This window comes from Nocardia sp. NPDC004068 (assembly GCF_042874315.1).
Classification (GTDB): Bacteria; Actinomycetota; Actinomycetes; order Mycobacteriales; family Mycobacteriaceae; genus Nocardia.
On the sequence record NZ_JBIAMW010000017.1, the window covers coordinates 55,401 to 71,893 of the forward strand.

The window sequence follows — 16,493 nt, forward strand, 5'->3', positions numbered from 1 at the left end:
ATCTCCGAAACACAGGAGAGGAGGTGACGCCCATGGTCCGGATCGCGGCCGCGCAACTCGCCTCGGGCACCGATGTCGCCCGGAATCTGAACGCCTGCCTCCGGATGATCGACGCCGCCGCGGCGGCCGGGGCCGAGCTGGTGGTCCTGCCCGAGTTCTGTAACCACCTATCGTGGTACGCCGACCGCGCCCACGCGCACAGAATGGCCTGCGAGCCCGGCGATTTCTTCCTCACCGCCATCGCCGAACGCGCCGCGCGGCACGCGATGTTCGTCAAACTCGGCGTCACCCTCGCCCGGCCGGACGGGCGGACCACGGCGACCAGCCTGCTGTTCGGTCCGGGCGGTGAACTTCTCGGCGAGTCGGACAAGCAGATCCTCATGGGCGCGGAGAACGACCACCTCGATCCCGGCCTTGCCGATTCGCCGGTGCTGGACACCCCGCTCGGCCGCATCGGCATGTACGCCTGCATGGAGGGGGTCATCTCGGAGGTGACCCGTTCGCTCGCGGTGCGCGGGGCGCGACTGCTGCTCAACAGCCTCAACTCGTTCGCCACCGACGAGGCGGATCTGCACGTTCCGGTGCGCGCGGCGGAGAACAAGGTGTGGGTGGTGGCCGCCAACAAGGTCGGTCCACTGCTGCCCGAGGCGCGGCTGCCCGATATCGCCGCCCGGCTGGGCGTTCCGGCGGATCGGCTGCACGGGGCGGGCGAGAGTCAGATCGTCGCGCCCGACGGCACGGTGGTGGCCAAGGCTCCGGTGTCCGGCGAGGCGCTCGCGGTCGCCGACATCGAGGTGAGCGCCGCCGACGACAAGCGCCGCCCCGACGGGACCGACGTGTTCGCGGCCCGTCGCCCCGAGTTGTATCGGCCGATGGCCGCCCCGGCGCGGCGTACCGCGCCCGCGGGGTCCGAGTCGGTGGAGGCGGCGGTGGTCGCCGACGCGGCCGAGGTCGCCGCGGCGGCCGCCGCCGGGGCGCGGCTGATCGTGCTGCCCGAACTCGCCGCCCCTGTCACGGATGTGGTTGCGGCGCTGAGTGATTCGAACGCGTACGCGGTGCTGACCGTGCGCGCGGACGACCGGCACACCGGCCTGCTGCTCACGGCGGAGGGGATCGTCGGGCGGCAGGATCAGTTGCACCGCACCGAGCGACATCCGTGGCTGCGCGAAACCGGTTCCGAACTCACCGTTTTCGCGCTGCCCTGGGGCCGGCTGGCGATCGTGGTCGGCGACGACGCGATCTTCCCGGAGACCTTCCGGCTGGCCGCCATCGCCGACGCCGATGTCGCCGCGGTCTGCTGCGCGCCCGCCGAGGACTGGGAGCTGACCCTGGGCCTGCCCGAGCGCGCCGCCGAGAACCGGCTCAATCTGGTTGTGGCGTCATCGGATTCTCGCGGCGGGCTGGCCGGCGCGATCCACGCCCTGAGTCCCGACTTCACCCTGTGGACCGCGTGGCGCGGACCGTTCACCGGGGTGATCAGCCAGCCGGAGAGCACGCTCGTCCCGCCCGGTGCGACGCGCGTCCACGCCGAGATCCGCCCCGCCGAGGCCGTCAATCGCGCCGTCTCCCGGGGCACCGATCTGGTCGCGGGGCGGCCCCCGGCCGCGCTGGCGAATCTGACGAGAGAACTGGAGTTGCGATGAGCGAGACCGTCCAACACGTCGAGGAGATGGTCGATTCGACCGCCCGCGCCGACGTGACCGAGACCTTCGAGGAGTGGCAGCGCCTGCTGCGCACCCTCGCCGACCGCATCGGCGAACGCTTCGAACTGCACCGCGACCCCTCGACCGCGGATCTGGAGTCCTACGGCGATCCGAGCACCGGCCCGTCGGGGCGGCTCGCCGCCTACGCCGGGCCCGAGATCGACTGGCTGGTGCACTCCTGGATCGGCGATCCGAGTACCGGTTTCGTGAACATGCACCTGACCGCCTGGCTCGGCCCGCGGATCCGGGTGCCGCATCTGGGCTGCGCGCTGCTGCTGTGGCCGGAGGGCTGGTTCTACATTGACGCCATTCCGCGCGGGGATCTGCTCGGCGAACCCGACTACTACGACCGCTACTACCTCGACGCCGACGAGCCGTGGCTCACGTTCAAGGCCGAGCACCCGGACTTCCGGTGGTTCACCAGCCGCACCGGATTCATCCGGGCGAGCCTGTCCCCCACCGCATACTGCTACTCCTTCCCCACCACCCGCGCCAATCTCGACACCGTCGCCGCGCTGCTCACCGACCGCGTGGGCCGCTGGCTGGGCTGGGTGGACGCGGCCGAACCGGTCGCGCCCGGCGAACGGGCGGCGCTGGCGGCGCGGGATCTGGCCGTGCGCCGCAATATCGCCGAACGCGATCCCGCGAACGTCATGGGCCGCCGCATGTTCGGCGACGAGCTCACCGACCGCCTCGTGCGCGCCCTGTGGGGCGGCGACCGGGTGCTGGAGAGGCCGAGCGCGTGACCGTCGTCCGATCCCTGTGGTGGTCCGCGCGCACCGAGGGCGTCGCGCCCTTCGACACCGCCCACCTGAAGATCTACTACCCGGCGGCGGTGTCGGGGGACGACACCGAGCGGCTCACCGGCGTGTTCGCCCCGGATCCGGCCGGTGCGCCGTATCCGGTGGTGCTGTTCCTGCCCGGGGTGAACGTGGCGCAGGACAGCTATCGCCGGTTCGCCACCGCCCTGGTCGAGTCCGGGTTCGTGGTCGTCACCTTCGATCGCGTGGCCGAATTGTTCGGCGGCCAAACGGGTTTGACGCCGGGTGTCGATCTGGCGGCGGCGCGGCCCGAGACCTACGGCAGCCGCCCCACCTGCCCGACCATCGGCACGATCCTCGACGCGGTCGCCGCGGTGAACGCGGACGGGCCGCTGTCCGGCGCGCTGGACACCGAACGCGTCGGGCTGGGCGGACATTCGGCGGGCGGCACGGTGGCATTGCAGTCGGCGCGGTACTTCCCGGCCGTGGGCGCGGTGTTCGCGTGGGGCGCGCACACCATGGTGGCGACCATGCTGGGCTGGGATCCGGGTACGGTTCTGCCCGCGCAGGTGACGTGCCCGGTGCTGCTGGGCGTGGGCACCAACGACGGCGTCATCCGGGGCAGCGCCGACCGGTACGGCGAGGACGGCGAGGATCGGCCCGATCCGGTGCGGCGCACCTTCGACGAGGCGCTGCCCGACGGGGAGCATCTGCTCGCGATCGTGCCCGGCGCCAACCACTTCGGCATCGCGGACGCGGACCCGACCGCGGCGCGCGCCTTCCTCGACGGGCCCGCGGACGCCTCGGCCCTGACCCCCTTCGCGCGGCTGACATCGGCGTTCCTGCGCACCCACCTGCTCGGCTCGGCGGCCGCGCGGGACGAGCTGAACGCCTTCGACGATGGCGTGCTGCTGAAGCGACGATAGGAGATCGCCCGTCATGCTCAAGAACTTCTGGTACGCGGTGGAATTCGCCGATCGGGTCGATCGCACGCCGCGGCGCGTGACGTGCCTGGGCCAGGATTTCGTGCTGTACCGCACGGAATCCGGTGCGGCGGTGTGCCTGTCGGATCTGTGCGTGCACCGCGGCGGCGCGCTGTCGATGGGCAGCCTCACCGGCGATCACATCACCTGCCCGTACCACGGGTGGCAGTACGGGACCGACGGCGCGTGCGTGCGGATTCCGGCCAATGCCGAGGAGCGGACCATTCCGCGCAAGGCCCGGGTGGACGCCTATCCGACCACCGAGCGGTACGGGATGGTGTGGGCGTTCCTCGGCGATCTGCCCGAGGCGGAACGACCGCCGATCCCGGTGATCCCCGAGCACGACGACGCGAGCTTCACGGCCGTGCAGTACGAGATGGTCGTCGACGCGAATTACGAACGGACACTGGAGAATGTGGTCGACGCCGCGCATACGCCGTTCGTGCACGGCACCTCGTTCGGGAATCCGGCCAAACCGCAGATCCCGGATTTCGGTGTGCGGCAGACGGATTGGTCGGCCGAGGCGGACATCCTGCTGAGCCCGCCGCCGCCGAAGGGCCTGTGGGGGCTGCTGTCGCGCCGGCGGCCGCGGCCGGAGTACGTGACCGTCACCAACGGGTGGTACCTGCCGAACGTGGTGAAACTGCATGTGCGGCTGCCGATCGGGGATCTGATCCTCTACGACTTCAACATCCCGCTGTCGCAGGAGCGGACGCTGATCAAGATCCTGGGCTACCGCAACTTCTTCACCGGATCCTGGGCCGACGGCAACACCCGCCAGCGCATCGAGAAGATCCTGTTGCAGGACCGGCCGATCGTGGAATCGCAACGGCCCGAACTGCTTCCGTTCGATCTGTCCGACGAACTGCACGTGCGCAGCGACGCCCTCCAGGTCGCCTACCGCCGCCGCCGCGCGCAGCTGCGCAAACAGGGCTGGTGGGTCGGCGACGACGACATCGTCACCGGCGACGCGCCGCGCCGGACCGCCACCGTCATCGCCTCCCCCGCCCGCCGCGACAATCCGGAGTTGGCCAGCGCGTGGGTGCACAAAGCCCGGACCGGAGGGGAACCGCGATGAGCCTGCCCGCCGCGCTGTGCGAGCGCACCGTCGAAACCACTACCGCCGCATACGATCTCGCGGTCGCCGTGGACCTCGAGCTGACCGGCGAATTGTCGCCCGATCCGGTCGGGCGGCTGCGGGTGTTGTGCGGTGATCCGCTGGCGAAGGTGGTGACCGTCGATCTGGTGGTCCCGCCGATCGGACTGGACAGCCACATGATCTTCGCGTTCCTGCCCGGCGACAGCGCGATTCCGCATTTCACGCTGGATTCGGTGGCGGCGAACGGCTACTTCGCCATGCATCTGGACCTCATCCCCCGGACGGATCTGGCGGTGTCGCTGGACTATCTGGACGCGGCCTTCCTGCCGCTCACGCCGTCGCTGGAGGCGGCCTGGCGGATCGAGGGGGTCTCGCCCGCCGCGGTCGGGCCCCGGCAGCGGGCCATGATGTCGCCGTGGATGGTGGTGTGCCGCGCCACCGAGTCGGCGTTCGGCGAACTCGGCGGGACGGTGGCGGAGTATCTGCGGCACTGGCTCACGCTGGTGGACAAGGGTGTTCCCCCGGTCGACATCGACCTCGCCGCGCGTGATCGCGTCAATCGGGCCAACCTGTTCAGTCCGCGGGTGGATCCGGTGTGGGCGCAGGTGACCCGGCTGCTCGGCGCGGAACAGGCCGAGCGGGTGCGCGGGGAGTTGCTGTCGTGACCGCCTCGCCCGCCCCGAGCGTGTGGCAGCGGCGCATCGCGGGGGAATGGGTCGGGCGGCCCTCGCTGTTCGACGCCGCGGGAACCTGGCTGGGGTTCGAGGACATTCGCCGCTCGTCGGTGTTCGCCGACGGGGTCACCACCTATTACATGGACGGCGGGCTGACCGGCGGCGGGCCGCTGGCGGCGCGGTTCGCGCTCGGGGCGCCGTTCGCCTTCGGCGTGGTCGACTCCGACGCCGACCGGCTCTACACCGGGCCGGATTTCTACGGCGCGGGTCAGCCCTACGGCGGATTCGTGGACGCGCACTACTACGGACCCGGGTGGCAGGTATCGCTCAACACCTGGAATCAGACCCTCGGCGACACCCAGGTGTACTCGTCGGTGCTGTACCAGGGCCCCGCCATGGTCGGGATGTTCAACGGCGTGTACACCCGGGACCCGGAGCTGGTCGACGAGCGTGTCGAGACCGAGACCCGGTGCGGCGCGGCCTGTTTCGTGCTGCCGACCAAGGACCGGAGCCGGTATCGCGGCGAGCTCGAGGTCTGGGGGGCCGATCAGCGGCCGCGGGGCGGCGCGCGGATGGTCCTCGACGTGACGCCGACCGGGCTGCTGACGGCCGACCATCACCTCTCGCTCACGGGCGAGGTCGAGCTGGACGTCCGCGCCACCGTGCGGCGGGACGGCACGCGATGGTTCCACGAGGGGCCGGGGCTGTGGGGGAACGCGACCGCCTACGGCCGGGCGAGCTATCCGCGCCTGCACCTGCCCGACGGACGGCGAATGCTCGGACGGGAGTTCATGATCGACGCGGAACCGGGCATGGGTGCGGGGTCGACGCTGGCAGTGGTGTACGAGCTGTTCGAGCACAACGCGCTGACCGCGGTGCTGCACGGCGTGCTGGAGCGGTCGTGAGCACGGTCGTCGTGACCGGCGGCACGCGCGGGATCGGGCTCGGCGTCGCGCGCGCCCTGCTCGATCGGGGCCATCGGGTCGCGGTGTGCGGCAGCGACTCCCGGCGGGTGGCGCGGGTGCGGGAGGAGCTGCCCGGCGAGGCGCTGGTCCGCGCCGCCGACGTCACCGACCGCGCGCAGCTGCGGGAGCTGTGGGACGCGGCCGTGCACCGGTTCGGCTCGGTCGACATCTGGATCAACAACGCCGGGATCAGCCACGCCCGGAACCCGTTGTGGCGGTTGCCCGTCGACGAGGTCGAGGCGGTGGTGCGGACGAACCTGCTCGGGGTGATCAACGGGTGCGCGGTCGCGCTGGCCGGTATGGCCGAGGCCGGGGGTGGCCACATCTGGAACATGGAGGGGCTGGGCAGCGACGGGCGCGTGGTGCCGGGGCTGGCCGTGTACGGGACCAGCAAGCGCGGGGTCACCTATCTGACCGAGGCGCTGGCGCGGGAGGTGCCCGCCGGGGTGTCGGTGGGCCTGCTCAGTCCGGGCATGGTCGCCACCGACCTGCTCAGCCACGGCTACGCCGATCCCGCCGAATGGGCGCGCGCCCGAAGGGTTTTCGACATTCTCGCGGATCGGGTGGACACGGTGGCGCCGTGGCTGGCCGAGCGAGCGATCACGCGGGCCCGCAACGGCGCGCATGTGCGCTGGCTGACCGGTCCCAGGATCGTGGGCCGGTTCGCACTGGCCCCGTTCCGCGATCGACACGTCTTCGACAAGGAGGGTTCCGATGCCTGACGTTCTCGGCTGGCGGGCCAAATTCGGGGTGCTCGCCCCGTCGACCAATACCGTGGTGGAACCGGACTTCGCCCGGATGGGAGTGCCCGGGGTCACCGCGCACTTCGGCCGCATCCACATTCGCGACCAGGATATGAGCGACGACGCGGGCATGGACCGGCTGCTCGACCAGATCCGCGCCGAACTGGCGGCCGCCTGCCAACGGGTGCTCACCTGCGAGCCGGACTACATGGTCATGGGCATGTCGGCGGAGACCTTCTGGGGCGGCGTCGAGGGCAATCGCCGGTTCGTCGCGCAGATCCACGAGCTGACCGGCCTCGAGGTCGCCACCGGGGCCGAGGCGTGCCGGCGCGCGCTGGAACTGTTCGGGGCCGAACGCATCGGCGTCGTCACGCCCTACCAGGCCGTCGGCGACCGGAACGTGGTGCGGTTCTTCGGTGAACTCGGCTTCGAGGTGAAGGCCATCGAGGGATTGCGTTGCCCCACCGCGGTTTCCATCGCCCACGTCACCGAGGACGAACTGCGGGCCGCGCTGCGCGCGGTCGACGGGGACGGGGTGGACGCGCTCGTGCAGTGCGGGACGAACCTGTCCATGGTTCGCCTGGCCGACGAGGCCGAACGCTGGCTGGGCAAGCCCGTCATCGCGATCAACGCGGCGACGTGGTGGATGGCGTTGCGGGACAACGGGATCGCCGATCGGGTGGAGGGGGCGGGCACGTTGCTGCGCGACCACTGACGGTCAGTCCTCGAGCAGGCGACGGGCGGCGCGGACCACGGCGAGGTCGATCATGCGGCCCCGCTCGTCCAGCACGGGCGCGCCCTGGGCGTTGTCGAAGCGGGCGACGAGGGCGCGGGCGGCGGCCAGGCGCGCGGGGCTGGGGGTGAAGACGTCGTTGACGATGGGGACCTGGGCGGGGTGGACGCAGGCGCGGCCACGGAAACCCATGCGGGCCAATGCCTTCGTGGTGGCGCGGAGGGCCTCGGGATCGGCGAGGTCGGTGCGGACCGGGGCCAGGGGCGGGGCGATTCCGGCGGCGGCGCTGGCGAGGACGATCCCGGTGCGGATGGCGAGGAGTTCCAGGTCGTCGGGGCCCGGATCGATGCCGGTGTCGGCGCGCAGGTCGGCCTCGCCGAGTTGCAGGCGGCGGACGCGGGGGACGGCGGCGATCTCGCGGGCGGCGAGCACGGCCGCCGCGCTCTCCAGCAGGGCGCACACGGCGACGGAGTCGGGACGGGGTTCGTGAGCGCGCAGCAGGGCGTCGGCGGCCCGGATCTGTTCGGGGGATTCGGTTTTCGCCAGGCACACCGTCGAGACCCCCGCCGCGGCCACGGCGCGCAGATCCTCCGCGCCGAGTTCGCCGGAGTTCACCCGGACCCAGATGCGTTGCGGGGCAACGTTCGTCGCGCGCAGCCAGGCCGTGACCTCGCGACGGGCGGCCGCCTTGTCCGGCAGCGGGACCGCGTCCTCGAGGTCGAGCAGCAGCACGTCGGCGGGACCGGCCAGGGCCTTGTCGAACAGTTCGGGACGATTGCCGGGAACATACAGCGCCGATCGCACCGGCCCTCCCAAGTATTCGAAACATTGTTTCCCTATGGGGAACGTAGTGGGCGAGAGGTCGCGTTGTCCAGCCCGAACGCCGATCGTTTCGAGTTGACAGCGGGCCCGCGGTGGGCGCTAATGGAGGTTCACAACCTTATGAAACGCCATTCCATCAGTGGAAACGGCCCTGCTTCCGGAGTCGCCATGCGCCCGAAGGGACCGGTCCTGGCCGCCTTGGCCACCGCCGCCGCACTCGCCCTGTCCACCAGCCCGGCCGCCGCCGACGCCCTGCCCGGCTCCGTCGAGATCCCGTGCGCCGCAGACGTTCTGCGGCAGAGCGCCGACTGGTATCTGCCCGCCGGACCGCCGCGCGGGCTGATCTGGCTGCAACACGGATTCGCCCGGACGAATGCCAATGTGGCCGAACTGGCCCGGACCTTCGCCGACGCCGGTTACCTCGTGTTCGCGCCGAGCCTGCCGTTCGTGAACCTGTCCGGCTGCACCATGCAGAACCTCGGCGACAACACCGCCTTCCTGGACAATGTCGCCGCGCTGCTGTCCGGCGATCCGACCGGGGCCCTCGGCGTCAGCCTGGCCGCCGCCGTCGGACCCGGGCGGGAGGTTCCGGCGATCCCGAGGGAGTTCGTCTTCGTCGGGCATTCGGCGGGCGGCGAGGTCGTCGAGTACGTGGCGAACCACCTCCGCACCAATGCCCCGGGCGTGTGGGCCGGGCTGCGCGGGCTGGTCCTGCTCGACCCGGTGAAGTCCTTCCTGGGCGAGAACACCGACCGGGCCCTGGCCGGGCTCGACCCCACCCCGCTGCCGATCCTCACCGTCTCCGGTCCGCCGTCCTGGTGCAACAACTTCGGCAGCGGAACGGCCGCGCTGCGCGCCCACCTGCACCGGCCGTTCGTCGGCGTGCTGCTCACCGGCGGGGCCCACACCGACGCCGAGGGCGGCAGCTCCGACGCGGTGGGCGAATTGCTCTGCGGCACACCGCAGCCCGCGAATGTCGCCACGCTGCACCGGCTCGCGGTCGGCTGGGCCGACGACTTCTTCTCCGGCGGCGCCACCCCCGACCTCTACCCCGCCGCGGCCTCCCCCACCACCGCGGGCACGATCCCCGCCGCCATCGGTGCGGTGGCCGCCGCACCGGGCGCCCAGGTCCTGTCCGGTTCCTGACCCGGGCGCGCGGTTCGTCAGTACTCGCGCAGGAGCCGTCCCGCACCCTCGACGCGATCGGTGATGCCGTGCTCGCGCAGGGCGTGCCAGAGGGTGGCGGCGTTGATGGCGACGACGGGTTTGCCGAGTTCGCTCTCCAGGCGGTCGGCCTGGGCGACGAAGGAGAGGTTGGTGCCCACCTGGACGATGGCGTCGACGTCGGGAGCGTCCAGGGCGGTGACGGTGTCGCGGATGCGCTCGGGGGTGACGCGGGCGATGGCCATGGCGGTGGGGCAGCGCAGGCCGGTGATCGCGGCGACGTCGAACCCGGCCTCGGTGAAGAAGCGGCCGACCTCCACATCGGCGACGGGCTGGTAGGGCGAGAAGACGGCGATGCGGCGACATCCCAAGGCGCGCAGGGCGGCTCGGCAGGAACCGGCCCCGGTGGTGACCGGCAGGCCGGTCCGGTCGCGCAGGCGCTGTTCGAAGGCGGCGTTGCCCGCGACGCCGCCCCAGAACGTCTCCGCGGACATGCCCATGACCATGCGATCGGGTTCGGCGGTCAGCACGTCGCGCACGGCGGTATCGATGGACGCGCGGATCTGGCCGAGCAGGGCCGTGAAATCGCGGTCGTCGGCCATCACCGGATCCGGGATGTACATCGACCCCGCGCGATAGGCCACGCCGGGCAGCCCGGCACGCCAATAGTCGTGTTCCACAACGGTATTCGTGCTGGGCACGATCACACCGAAGACTGCCCGGGGGCCCACCACATTGGTCATCTCGACTCCTTCGACAACACCTCGTCCACCGCCCGGTGCGCGCGTTCGCGGTCCACGGGACGATCCAGCAGCAGCACGTCCACCAGCAGCGGCGCGACGATCGCCAATGCCGCGTTCTCGACCCGCTCGCGGCCCGCCAGCCCGATCGCGGTCAGCGTGCGGCGGAACGGTTCGAGCAGATCCATGACGTAGCGGTGCCGCAACGGCACGCACGCGGGATCGGCGGACGACGCGGTCACCAGCGCGCGCAGGAACACCCCGACGGGCTTGTCGCGCAGGCGATCACACAGCAGATCCACCTCGCGCCGCAGATCCGCCACCGGATCGCCCGTGGGTTCCGGCGTCGGATGCGGGGCCACCGAGATCAACGCGGCGAGAACGTCTTTCGGGGTGGGCCAGTGCCGATAGATGGTCGTGCGGGCCACGCCGGTGCGGGCGTGCAGGCGCTGCGCGGTCAGGGCGCCCGCGCCCTCGGAGAGCACGAGGTCGAGCGCCGCGGTGAGCACCAGCTCCTCCGTCTCCGTCGCGGGTCCCGCCGGTCGTCCGGGTCTGTTCACGAGAATAAACGATACAGGTTGTTTTGGTTTCTAGTTTGCAGTACATTTTGTAGCGAAAAGTTGTTCCTCCCTTCAGGAGACCCCATGCGTCCGCATGTAGAACTCATCGACGAACGCGATCTGCTCTGGCACCCCGCCGAATTCGAGCACGCCACCGGCTCCGCCGAACAGCGCAACCTCAGCTACGACGAGGAGGACGGCTCGGCCTCGCTCAAGGTGCGCTTCACCACCGACTGGTCCCGGCCCGCGGGCACGCATCACGCCGACACCGAATGGTTCGTGCTGTCCGGCCGAATCCGCGTCGGCGACACCGACCTCGGCCCCGAGGGCTATTGGATGGCACCCAAAGGCGTTCGGACACCGGCGATCTCGGTGACCGAGGGCACGGAGATCCTGCTGTTCCGCGAGCAGGGCGACTGGCGGTTCGAACCGGACGGGGGTGACCCCGGCGGGGACGGGGGTTTCCTCGTCCTGGACGCGGCGGCCATGCCGTGGATCGATGTGAAGGACGGCAGTCCGATGCGGTTCGATCTCGGGGGCACCCCCGTGCCGGGGCTGTACATCAAACTGCTGTACCGCGATCCGGAGACCGGCTTCTACACCCGATTGATCAAGGCGAAGCCGGGGTGGCGGGAGGAGCCGCTGGCCCATCATCCGTGCAGCGAGGAGGCGTACTGCCTGGCGGGCGGGTTCGACTACAACTACGGAAGGATGTGGCCGGGAACGTATTTCTGGCGGCCCGCGCTCATCCGGCACGGCGACTTCACCGCCGACGCCGAGGAGGGCTGCACCTGGATCATTCGCTCCGACGCCGATCTGGTCGATTGGTACACCGACGAACCCGCGGTGGTCATGTCCGGCCGACCGCGCAACTGGGGTCCGGACTTTCCGCAGACCCTCGCGCCGCGCTTCATCGAACCGGTGCGTTCCCGATCGATCGGGCCGTGGGTCGATCCGTCCTATCAGTGAATCGACCGCACCGACCGGGACCGCGAGCAGCCGACCGGCGAACATAGTTCGGCGCGGGCGGGGTAGATCGTTCGCGATGAACGAGTTCATGCCGACCATCGGGGTCGAGGAGGAGTACCTGCTGCTCGATTGCGAGACCGGGTCACCGGTCTCGGGCAATCGCGCGGTGGCCCGCACGGCCGAGCGGATGGGCCTGGATCTCCAGCTGGAGTTGTCCGGCTGCCAGGTGGAGGCGGCGACGGGGGTGCATCGCGGCGTCGAGGATCTGCTGGACGAGTTGCGGCGCCTGCGCCGGGATGTCGCGGCGGCGGCGAAGGAGAACCGGACGATCGCCCTGGCGGCGGGCGTCTCCCCGACCGATCCGTCGTCGGTGGCGCTGACCGCCTCGGATCGGTACCGCCGCATCGGGGACTCCTTCGGGCTGCTCGCGCGCGAGGAGGTGGTGTGCGGGTGCCACGTGCACGTCGAGGTGCCCGATCGCGAGGTCGCCGTGCAGGTGAGCAACTTCCTGCGGCCGTGGTTGCCGGTGCTGCTGGCGTTGACGGCGAACTCGCGGGTCCACCACACCCGCGACACCGGGTACGCGAGCTGGCGCAACATCCTGTGGCACCGCTGGCCGAGCGCCGGGCCGCCGCCGTACTTCACCTCCGGCAACGAGTACGACACCCATGTGGACGTGCTGCTGGCGGCCGGGGTCATCCTGGATCGGAAGATGATCTATTGGGATGTGCGGCCGTCGATCTCGTTCCCCACCGTCGAGGTCCGGGTCAGCGATGTGCCCGCCACCGTCACCGAGACCGCGTTGCTGGCGAGTCTGGTCCGCGGCCTGGTGGTCACCGCGCGAGAAGCCGTGCGGCACAACCACGCAGCACCCGCCGTCTCCCCCGAACTGCTGCGCGCGGCCTATTGGAAGGCGGCGCGGACCGGCCTCGACGGCGACAGCATGGATCCCGCCGACGGCGGCCTGCGCCCGATGGCCGAACGCGTGCGCGAACTCGTCGAGCACGTCGGGCCGGTGCTGGACCGCTGCGGCGAACGCGACTTCGTGGAGACCACGATCCGATCGGTCCTCGCCGACGGCAACGGCGCGCAGCGGCAGGCGCGTGCCCTCGCCCGCCGCGGACGGGTGGACGATCTCGTGGACGAGCTGGCCGAGACCACGCTGACCGGCTGCCATTGAGCCGCGAAAGACGCTGATCCGCCCCGGGTTTGACCCGTCCGGTTCCGGGAACGTCGGCGGTAGCCGAGAGATTGCCTACAGAGGGGACGAACGATGGACGACTGGCCGACGGCGAAGTCCTCGGCGGGCGCGCGCCCGGACGGGGTGTCGGACGAGACGGTGCGCGGGCTGGGCAAACTGTCCGAGGCCCTGGAGTTCGTGGAACGCGCTCGCGGACATCTGTATTCGCTGCACCAGCTCATCGGCGGCGCCGATCTGGCCCTGTCGGAGGCCGCCGACCTGCTCGCGGCCGCGGGCCACGACGAATGGGCCGAGCGCGTGCGCACCGACCTCATCGGCCTCAACGTGCTCGACGGTCGCTGGACCTTCCAGGTGGTCGAGGAGTTCGACGACGGCTACTGGTCCACCTTCCGCTCGCTCGAGCGCGCCGCGCGCGAGGAGTTGGCCGACGGTGTGCGGCACATCTTCGAGGCGGAGATGAAGGAACAGCGCCGCACCGACGGCGCGCCGGGCCACGAGCCGGTGCCCGACTCGGCCTGATCGCTCAGCCCCGCCGCACCACCGGACCGAGCAGCAGCCCGCCCGAGGCGTCGACGCATTGTCCCGTAACCCAATTCGCGTCCGGCGAGGCGAGAAACGCCACCACGCCCGCGATGTCGTCCGGTTCGCCCACCCGGCCGAGGGCCGCCCATCCGGCCGCCTGCGCGCCGAGTTCCGCGTCCGCCAGCCACGGCGTGATGTCGGTCCGCACGATGCCGGGTTCCACCGCGTTCACCGTGATGCCGCGCGGGCCGAGTTCCAGGGCGAGCGTGCGGGTCAGGGTGTTCAACGCGCCCTTGGTCATCGAATAGGCGATGGTCAGGGGCGTGGCGATGCGGGCCGCGCCGGAGGAGACGTTGACGACGCGGCCGCCGTCGCGGAGCCGGGACAGGCCGTGTTCGAGGAGGAAGAACGGCGCCTTGGCGTTGACCGCGAACACCTCGTCGAAGTCGTCCTCGGTGACGGTGTCGATGGTCCCGTAGACGGCGACGCCCGCGTTGTTGACGATGATGTCGACGCCGGAAGTGTCGGCGTACCTGGCGATTTCGGTGTCGAAGCGCTGCCACAGCTCGCGCGCGTCGCCCGGCCGCCCGAGACGGGTGCCGATCGCGAACGCCAGCCCGCCCTTCGCCTCGATCGCCGACACCACCTCTGCGGCGGCCTCGGCGCTGCTGCCGTAGTGCACGGCCACGAGCGCCCCCTCCGCGGCGAGGCGTTCGGCGATGGCGCGCCCGATGCCGCGGCCGGCGCCCGTGACCAGGGCCGTCTTGTTCGCGAGAGTCCCCATGGGTGTCCCACCCTTTTTCTAGTGATCGCTAATCAAACAGCACCCTACGGCATTTGTTTAGCGGTCGCTATAGTTGCGGCATGGCCACTTCCGGACGTCGGGGACGCCCGTACGCGTTCGATCGCGAGGCGGCGCTGGACAAGGCGCTGCACCTGTTCTGGGAGCGCGGCTACGAGGCGACCTCCATCGCCGATCTGACCGCCGCGATCGGCGTCGCGCCGCCGAGCCTGTACGCGGCCTTCGGCAGTAAGCACGAACTGTTCGCGCGGGTGGTCGAGCGGTACGGGCAGCGGTATCGGACCTATCTGGCCGAGGCGATCCGGCGCGAACCCACCCTGCGCGCCGGAATCGAGCGATTGCTGCGGGAGGCGGCGGCCGCGTACACGATGCCGGGGCATCCGGCGGGCTGCCTGATCATCACGGCGACGGTGAACTGCGCCACCCCGGACGCCCGAGAGCTGTTGCGGGAGTTACGCACTGGGAGCCTGGTTCAGCTGGAGCGGCTCGTCGAACGGGCGATCGCTGTGGGCGAGTTGCCCGCGGACTGCGACGCGCACGCGCTCGCGGTGTTCACCGGGGTCGTGATGCAGGGCATGGCGTATCAGGCGCGCGACGGGTCGTCCCGGGCCGCGCTCGAGGCCGCGGCGGGGATCGCCGCCGCGGCCTGGCCGTGGGTGGACCCGGAGTGAGCCCTCAATTGTGTTGCGGCCCTTGGCCGTCGAGCCAGGTGGCGGTCTGGGCGGAGACGAGATCGAGCAGATCCCGCTGGGCGATATCGATGTCGAGCAGGTGCAGGCCCCAGGTGGCGTCGGGGATGGTGGGCAGGGCCGTGGCCGGGGGCACGCCGTCGCCGCCGCCCTCGATCATCAGCACGTGCGGCGCGGAGGTGGTGCAGTGGCCGCGGTAGGCGTCGACCGGACGACCGGTGAGGACGCCGTGCAGACCCGTGTCGGCGCCGGTGGCCAGGGCGGCCGGGTCGGTGCAGAGCACGTCGTAGTCGGGGCCGTAGGGGAATCCGCCGCGCGTGCCGCTGGTGTTCGGTTCGGTCGGCGCGAGCCCGAAGCGGGTCTTCGGCGGCGGGGTCGCGGCGAAGGTCGAATACGCTATGACACAACCGATTTCGCCGGTTCGGGTGCACGCCGGGATGGCGTCGAAGTCCCCGCCGATCCCGGTTCCGCGCCGGACCAGGACATTGGCCCCCGGCAGGATGGCCGAGACCAGCAGGCGCTGGTCGGGCGTGCCGTCGATACGCGTGCGCAGCAGCGTCCGCAGCATGACCGAGCCCTGCGAATGCCCGAGGAATACGACGCCGCGGCCGTGGTTGTGGTGCGCGAGGTAGTCCGTCCAGGCACGGTCGACGTCCTCGTAGGCGAGGTCCAAAGCCGGGGAGCGTTTCGCGCCGGGCGAGGCGAACAGCCCGAGCAGGGTGCCCTGCCGGTACATCGGCGCCCAGACATTGCAGCGGCCGTCGAAGGGGGCGGCCTGCTGGCGGGCGACGGTCCGCTGTTCGGGGCCGGGCGTGCGGTCGGCGTTGGCGGTCGGTTGCAGCGAGACCGTGGGATAGACGTAGAAGCAGTCGACGGGGGCGTCCGTGGTTGTGCCGCAGGGGTTCTCGGCCTGACCGGGGCGGCACAGCCAGATCGTGCCGGGGTCGTCGTCGGCGGCGGCGGTCGGGCACAGCCCGAGCATCGCCACGAAGGCGACGGCGACGACGGGGACCAGATGGCGCAGGCGGGACCGAACGGGCATGATCGAAGAATAGGGCCGCCCGAGGACGACCGGGCGTCAATTCCCCTCCATCACAATCGGCGGCACGGCCGCATGGGACGCGGCGGCGTGGGCCTTCACCCCGCCCACGAGAGCCGCCAGAGCCATGGCGACGATCAGGAGGCGAACCAGTCCGCGCAGCACCACGTCCTGCGCGAACGCGGCGCGCAGCCGCGGCGACGCCCGGCGGCGATCTCGTCGTCCAGGTAAAGCGTTGTGGCGCTGGTCGATTCGCCGTATCGCGGTCCGCGTCGCGGGCGACTTCTGGTCCTCCGTGGACGGCTGCATAGCGGCAGGCTAACC

At 71.1% G+C, this 16,493-nt stretch carries 19 protein-coding genes; 13 read left to right on the forward strand and 6 right to left on the reverse strand.

Annotated elements, in window-relative coordinates; genetic code table 11:
• Positions 1 to 32: 32 nt before the first annotated feature.
• From ACFYTQ_RS32165 to ACFYTQ_RS32200, 8 genes are read left to right on the forward strand one after another with little or no spacing between them, the layout of a single operon-like run.
• Positions 33 to 1,643 carry a nitrilase-related carbon-nitrogen hydrolase gene (locus tag ACFYTQ_RS32165; protein WP_387369226.1) on the forward strand — a complete coding sequence of 537 codons (1,611 nt, stop codon included), beginning with the start codon at positions 33 to 35 and terminating at the stop codon, positions 1,641 to 1,643.
• Positions 1,640 to 2,449 carry an oxidoreductase gene (locus ACFYTQ_RS32170; protein ID WP_387369138.1) on the forward strand — a complete coding sequence of 270 codons (810 nt, stop codon included), beginning with the start codon at positions 1,640 to 1,642 and terminating at the stop codon, positions 2,447 to 2,449. The genes ACFYTQ_RS32165 and ACFYTQ_RS32170 overlap by 4 nt, the downstream gene beginning before the upstream one ends.
• A complete protein-coding gene (locus ACFYTQ_RS32175; protein ID WP_387369140.1) occupies positions 2,446 to 3,390 on the forward strand; it encodes an alpha/beta hydrolase family protein in 945 nt (314 codons plus the stop codon). Before ACFYTQ_RS32170 ends, ACFYTQ_RS32175 begins: the two co-directional genes overlap by 4 nt.
• 13 nt (positions 3,391 to 3,403) lie before the next feature.
• Positions 3,404 to 4,525, forward strand: a complete 1,122-nt coding sequence (locus tag ACFYTQ_RS32180; protein ID WP_387369141.1) for a Rieske 2Fe-2S domain-containing protein — start codon at positions 3,404 to 3,406, stop codon at positions 4,523 to 4,525.
• The gene (locus tag ACFYTQ_RS32185; protein ID WP_387369143.1) at positions 4,522 to 5,211 is read left to right on the forward strand and encodes a hypothetical protein; all 690 of its coding nucleotides are present in this window, start codon (positions 4,522 to 4,524) and stop codon (positions 5,209 to 5,211) included. Before ACFYTQ_RS32180 ends, ACFYTQ_RS32185 begins: the two co-directional genes overlap by 4 nt.
• On the forward strand, positions 5,208 to 6,125 hold the full coding sequence (locus ACFYTQ_RS32190) for a hypothetical protein (RefSeq protein WP_387369145.1): 918 nt from the start codon (positions 5,208 to 5,210) through the stop codon (positions 6,123 to 6,125). Before ACFYTQ_RS32185 ends, ACFYTQ_RS32190 begins: the two co-directional genes overlap by 4 nt.
• On the forward strand, positions 6,122 to 6,907 hold the full coding sequence (locus ACFYTQ_RS32195; RefSeq protein ID WP_387369147.1) for an SDR family oxidoreductase: 786 nt from the start codon (positions 6,122 to 6,124) through the stop codon (positions 6,905 to 6,907). Before ACFYTQ_RS32190 ends, ACFYTQ_RS32195 begins: the two co-directional genes overlap by 4 nt.
• Positions 6,900 to 7,643, forward strand: a complete 744-nt coding sequence (locus ACFYTQ_RS32200) for an arylmalonate decarboxylase (RefSeq protein WP_387369149.1) — start codon at positions 6,900 to 6,902, stop codon at positions 7,641 to 7,643. Before ACFYTQ_RS32195 ends, ACFYTQ_RS32200 begins: the two co-directional genes overlap by 8 nt.
• A gap of 3 nt (positions 7,644 to 7,646) precedes the next feature.
• Here the strand turns inward: ACFYTQ_RS32200 and ACFYTQ_RS32205 are convergent, their stop codons facing one another.
• Positions 7,647 to 8,465 carry an HpcH/HpaI aldolase/citrate lyase family protein gene (locus tag ACFYTQ_RS32205; protein WP_387369151.1) on the reverse strand — a complete coding sequence of 273 codons (819 nt, stop codon included), beginning with the start codon at positions 8,463 to 8,465 and terminating at the stop codon, positions 7,647 to 7,649.
• A 186-nt stretch (positions 8,466 to 8,651) separates the two neighbouring features.
• On the opposite strand from ACFYTQ_RS32205, the gene ACFYTQ_RS32210 reads away from it, so the two are divergent.
• A complete protein-coding gene (locus ACFYTQ_RS32210) occupies positions 8,652 to 9,629 on the forward strand; it encodes an alpha/beta hydrolase (RefSeq protein WP_387369153.1) in 978 nt (325 codons plus the stop codon).
• Between the two features lie 17 nt (positions 9,630 to 9,646).
• Here the strand turns inward: ACFYTQ_RS32210 and ACFYTQ_RS32215 are convergent, their stop codons facing one another.
• Together ACFYTQ_RS32215 and ACFYTQ_RS32220 are read right to left on the reverse strand one after the other, a co-directional pair.
• Positions 9,647 to 10,390, reverse strand: coding sequence for an arylmalonate decarboxylase (locus ACFYTQ_RS32215; protein WP_387369154.1), 744 nt, complete (start codon positions 10,388 to 10,390; stop codon positions 9,647 to 9,649).
• Complete coding sequence (locus ACFYTQ_RS32220) at positions 10,387 to 10,947, reverse strand: TetR/AcrR family transcriptional regulator (RefSeq protein ID WP_387369155.1); 561 nt, start codon at positions 10,945 to 10,947, stop codon at positions 10,387 to 10,389. The genes ACFYTQ_RS32215 and ACFYTQ_RS32220 overlap by 4 nt, the downstream gene beginning before the upstream one ends.
• 84 nt (positions 10,948 to 11,031) lie before the next feature.
• Here ACFYTQ_RS32220 and ACFYTQ_RS32225 point away from each other — a divergent pair, with 84 nt between their 5' ends.
• The 3 genes from ACFYTQ_RS32225 (at position 11,032) to ACFYTQ_RS32235 (ending at position 13,636) form a co-directional block, all read left to right on the forward strand.
• The gene (locus ACFYTQ_RS32225) at positions 11,032 to 11,916 is read left to right on the forward strand and encodes a DUF4437 domain-containing protein (protein ID WP_387369157.1); all 885 of its coding nucleotides are present in this window, start codon (positions 11,032 to 11,034) and stop codon (positions 11,914 to 11,916) included.
• A gap of 76 nt (positions 11,917 to 11,992) precedes the next feature.
• The gene (locus ACFYTQ_RS32230) at positions 11,993 to 13,096 is read left to right on the forward strand and encodes a glutamate--cysteine ligase (protein ID WP_387369159.1); all 1,104 of its coding nucleotides are present in this window, start codon (positions 11,993 to 11,995) and stop codon (positions 13,094 to 13,096) included.
• A gap of 93 nt (positions 13,097 to 13,189) precedes the next feature.
• Entirely contained in the window at positions 13,190 to 13,636 is a 447-nt protein-coding gene (locus ACFYTQ_RS32235; RefSeq protein ID WP_387369161.1) for a hypothetical protein, read from the forward strand.
• Between the two features lie 4 nt (positions 13,637 to 13,640).
• Here the strand turns inward: ACFYTQ_RS32235 and ACFYTQ_RS32240 are convergent, their stop codons facing one another.
• Positions 13,641 to 14,423 (reverse strand): SDR family oxidoreductase, encoded by a 783-nt coding sequence (locus tag ACFYTQ_RS32240; protein WP_387369163.1) that lies wholly within the window; start codon positions 14,421 to 14,423, stop codon positions 13,641 to 13,643.
• Between the two features lie 80 nt (positions 14,424 to 14,503).
• Here ACFYTQ_RS32240 and ACFYTQ_RS32245 point away from each other — a divergent pair, with 80 nt between their 5' ends.
• Positions 14,504 to 15,112, forward strand: a complete 609-nt coding sequence (locus tag ACFYTQ_RS32245) for a TetR/AcrR family transcriptional regulator (protein ID WP_387369166.1) — start codon at positions 14,504 to 14,506, stop codon at positions 15,110 to 15,112.
• A gap of 4 nt (positions 15,113 to 15,116) precedes the next feature.
• Here the strand turns inward: ACFYTQ_RS32245 and ACFYTQ_RS32250 are convergent, their stop codons facing one another.
• Positions 15,117 to 16,172, reverse strand: coding sequence for a DUF3089 domain-containing protein (locus tag ACFYTQ_RS32250; protein ID WP_387369168.1), 1,056 nt, complete (start codon positions 16,170 to 16,172; stop codon positions 15,117 to 15,119).
• 36 nt (positions 16,173 to 16,208) lie between these two features.
• Positions 16,209 to 16,478 (reverse strand): hypothetical protein, encoded by a 270-nt coding sequence (locus ACFYTQ_RS32255; RefSeq protein WP_387369170.1) that lies wholly within the window; start codon positions 16,476 to 16,478, stop codon positions 16,209 to 16,211.
• Positions 16,479 to 16,493: the final 15 nt, after the last annotated feature.

Bases quoted from the DNA above. Each gene is read 5' to 3' on its own strand.
- ACFYTQ_RS32210 (WP_387369153.1), top strand. From the start codon at position 8,652: ATGCGCCCGAAGGGACCGGTCCTGGCCGCCTTGGCCACCGCCGCCGCA.
- ACFYTQ_RS32170 (WP_387369138.1), top strand. From the start codon at position 1,640: ATGAGCGAGACCGTCCAACACGTCGAGGAGATGGTCGATTCGACCGCC.
- ACFYTQ_RS32225 (WP_387369157.1), top strand. From the start codon at position 11,032: ATGCGTCCGCATGTAGAACTCATCGACGAACGCGATCTGCTCTGGCAC.
- ACFYTQ_RS32200 (WP_387369149.1), top strand. From the start codon at position 6,900: ATGCCTGACGTTCTCGGCTGGCGGGCCAAATTCGGGGTGCTCGCCCCG.
- ACFYTQ_RS32185 (WP_387369143.1), top strand. From the start codon at position 4,522: ATGAGCCTGCCCGCCGCGCTGTGCGAGCGCACCGTCGAAACCACTACC.
- ACFYTQ_RS32215 (WP_387369154.1), bottom strand. From the start codon at position 10,390: ATGACCAATGTGGTGGGCCCCCGGGCAGTCTTCGGTGTGATCGTGCCC.
- ACFYTQ_RS32180 (WP_387369141.1), top strand. From the start codon at position 3,404: ATGCTCAAGAACTTCTGGTACGCGGTGGAATTCGCCGATCGGGTCGAT.
- ACFYTQ_RS32235 (WP_387369161.1), top strand. From the start codon at position 13,190: ATGGACGACTGGCCGACGGCGAAGTCCTCGGCGGGCGCGCGCCCGGAC.
- ACFYTQ_RS32250 (WP_387369168.1), bottom strand. From the start codon at position 16,172: ATGCCCGTTCGGTCCCGCCTGCGCCATCTGGTCCCCGTCGTCGCCGTC.
- ACFYTQ_RS32245 (WP_387369166.1), top strand. From the start codon at position 14,504: ATGGCCACTTCCGGACGTCGGGGACGCCCGTACGCGTTCGATCGCGAG.
- ACFYTQ_RS32240 (WP_387369163.1), bottom strand. From the start codon at position 14,423: ATGGGGACTCTCGCGAACAAGACGGCCCTGGTCACGGGCGCCGGCCGC.
- ACFYTQ_RS32165 (WP_387369226.1), top strand. From the start codon at position 33: ATGGTCCGGATCGCGGCCGCGCAACTCGCCTCGGGCACCGATGTCGCC.
- ACFYTQ_RS32255 (WP_387369170.1), bottom strand. From the start codon at position 16,478: ATGCAGCCGTCCACGGAGGACCAGAAGTCGCCCGCGACGCGGACCGCG.
- ACFYTQ_RS32230 (WP_387369159.1), top strand. From the start codon at position 11,993: ATGAACGAGTTCATGCCGACCATCGGGGTCGAGGAGGAGTACCTGCTG.